This window comes from Pirellulales bacterium (genome assembly GCA_035499655.1).
Classification (GTDB): domain Bacteria; phylum Planctomycetota; class Planctomycetia; order Pirellulales; family JADZDJ01; genus DATJYL01.
In genome coordinates this window covers 1-2,463 of record DATJYL010000195.1, presented here as the reverse complement: position 1 = coordinate 2,463, position 2,463 = coordinate 1, and the positions used below count along the sequence as shown (strand labels likewise).

The following is a 2,463-nucleotide window of genomic DNA, read 5'->3' as shown; positions in this document are numbered from 1 at the left end:
CCACGCTTCAAGGCTTTGGGTCCATGGACTGGGACAGTAAGAATGGTTGGGTTTCCAGGCTGAGCGAAAATGTGTTCGTTACCGCGAATTCGCTGGAGATGCCAACCGTGCTTTATGAGAACCGTGCAGAATTCTTTTGCTGGGATCGGCTTCACAATTGAACCTCGACGACCTATGCGTCGAAATCACTTGCCGGTCGCTCTTTTGAAACCTCCACCCAGCCCTCAGCAGCTTCCCGAATGTGGGCCAGCGTATCGTCTAATGTGTCTCCTTCAGAAATGCAACCTGGCAGCGCAGGTATTTCTGCCCAATAACCGCCCTCTTCTGCGGCGTGAATTAACACTTTTAATTTCATAAGCACACCAGAACCAGAAAACGCGGGGCCTGCAATCGACTACGTGTATCATACCTTGCCAAAGCGGCGGCGGTAAGCGTGCGCAGGAAGATCTCATTTCAGTTTTGCGACCAGCGTCGTTTCGTCCCCCTCGACCATTTTTCCGTCGGGGTCAATGAGAATCGTCGTTCCCAAGCCGTCGATGCCGAAGGCTTTCCACGTTTCGAAAGTAGGATCGAGGAGCACGGGAAACGGCAGGGTTTTGCCCCCCCAGACGTTTTTTATGACAGGTTGCAGCGCACGATCGACATCGGCCAGCGTTTTCAATTCGCCGTCCCCATCGATGCAAATGGAAATAATTTGGAACTGATCGCACTGCGCCTGATGATCTTCGTAAAACTTCATATCTTGTGGCAAATGATTCCGTAAACAACCAGGACAGCCGAGACCCCAAAAAGTCAAGAGTACCCATTTGCCTTTAAAGTCGGACAGCTTCGCATCCTGGCTGATGCCGCGAGCTTCTGTGATATTCCATGCTGGCGGCGGCTCGCCGTAGTGTTTTTTGTAGTCGTAGGCTATGCCGTCCGCTATGGCCTTGCGGATGCGCGGAAGTTGATTGACGTAAGGCGGCAAGCAAATTTCGCCCAAATCGACATCCAGTTTGTCAGCATGTAAGGCCAACTTGACTGGTTGTGGAGCCCTGACATCTTCCTGGCTGTCCTCGGTCGAGTTTCCGTAGATGTACAGATTGTAATCTCCGGGCGGGAGCGACAAACCGAAGCGCCCGGCATTGGTGCCGCAAACCGCCAGGCGCGTGTTATCGAGGGGATGGAATGGGTCGTCGACGGTGGAAAGATCGGCGATACTCCAGGCCGGTATTTGAGTTGTCTGGGCGCATTTGAGCGTTCCATGGACTCGCACTAGAGGAGCCAAGCGAATTTCAATGGTTTCGTTTCCGGCGCCTTGGGTGGTGCCTAATCCGCCGTGCTGACGGGCGGCATCGATCGCCAGCAGTGTATGTTCGTCGTGGCCCAGCTTCACGGTGAAACGGCCTTGCACGTCGGTCGGTGTGGTGCGAACGTTGGAGAACGGCTCCATTTCCCCTTCATGCTGCCAGAATGCTTGACCGTCCTTCTTGTTTTTTGATGGATCGAGCGGCGTGCCGTCGGCGCGGAGGCGTTTTCCGTTGCCGCTCCAAAACGCGGAGACCGTCACTCCGGCAACGGGCTGACCGGCTGCGTCGATGACGCGGCCGGTAATATCTCGGTCGTCGTCGGCATGAGCCACGCAGGCTGAGGCAATTAAAACGCCAATGAAAAACAGCTTCATTCGCGCGAGCATATGCTCATTCCTTAAACAATTCCGCTAGCGGGAGGCGGAAGTCGGGGATGATGGCGTCGCAGGTGAGTGTGTCGGCGGTGGTGAGATTTTTTGGCGCGGCGTTTGGGCGATGCTCGACGACGGTGTTGGTGTCGGGATCGACAATCCACACCAATTGGGCGCCGGCTTGGAGAAAATCGGCCGCTTTGCGATCGAGATACGCCTTGGTGTCGTTCTTGCTGCGAATTTCCACGACCAACTCGGGAATGGTTTCCAAATAACCTTCCGGTGATTCGCGCGCGGGCAGGGACCGTTTGCAAACGAAGGCAGCATCCGGACCCACAACACTATCTGGCCGGCGTGAAAGCAAGACGCCAACTTCGGTGTACGCTTCGCCGTGTCCTTGCTCTTCGCCTTGTGAAATAAGAGCTTTAGAAATTCGCGCTTGTAAATTACTGTGACGCCTGCCCGGTGGAGACATGGGGATCAATCTCCCTTGATAAAGCTCAAAATCGACTGGGCCGGAGGGAAGTTCTTCCGGCATTGCCGCCAGATCGGCAGCGGTAAAGAGGCGCGACACCGGCAACAGTGAGGACGGAGTCAAAACATCAGTGGAAATGGTGGCCATACAACGCCTCGATAGCTCGGTAGCGATAGCCTAGGATAGATGCAGTAAGCCCAATGCATTATCCCATGTTCCGCAAGAGCGTGCCAGACTGCTCGTCCAGGGGCGGTGGGACAATTTGAAATTCCGACAGCCGCTTTTCCCGACTGACACAGTCGGGCTATGTTCAAATTGGCCCACTACC

The 2,463-nt window shown here is 55.0% G+C and carries 3 protein-coding genes; all 3 read right to left on the bottom strand.

Features of this window, described 5'->3' with window-relative positions; translation table 11 throughout:
* Positions 1-172: 172 nt before the first annotated feature.
* Positions 173-355, bottom strand: coding sequence for a type II toxin-antitoxin system HicB family antitoxin (locus VMJ32_14230; protein HTQ40180.1), 183 nt, complete (start codon positions 353-355; stop codon positions 173-175).
* 93 nt (positions 356-448) lie between these two features.
* Positions 449-1,675, bottom strand: a complete 1,227-nt coding sequence (locus VMJ32_14225; GenBank protein HTQ40179.1) for a redoxin domain-containing protein — start codon at positions 1,673-1,675, stop codon at positions 449-451.
* 4 nt (positions 1,676-1,679) lie between these two features.
* Entirely contained in the window at positions 1,680-2,282 is a 603-nt protein-coding gene (locus VMJ32_14220; protein HTQ40178.1) for a Uma2 family endonuclease, read from the bottom strand.
* Between the last annotated feature and the right edge of the window lie 181 nt (positions 2,283-2,463).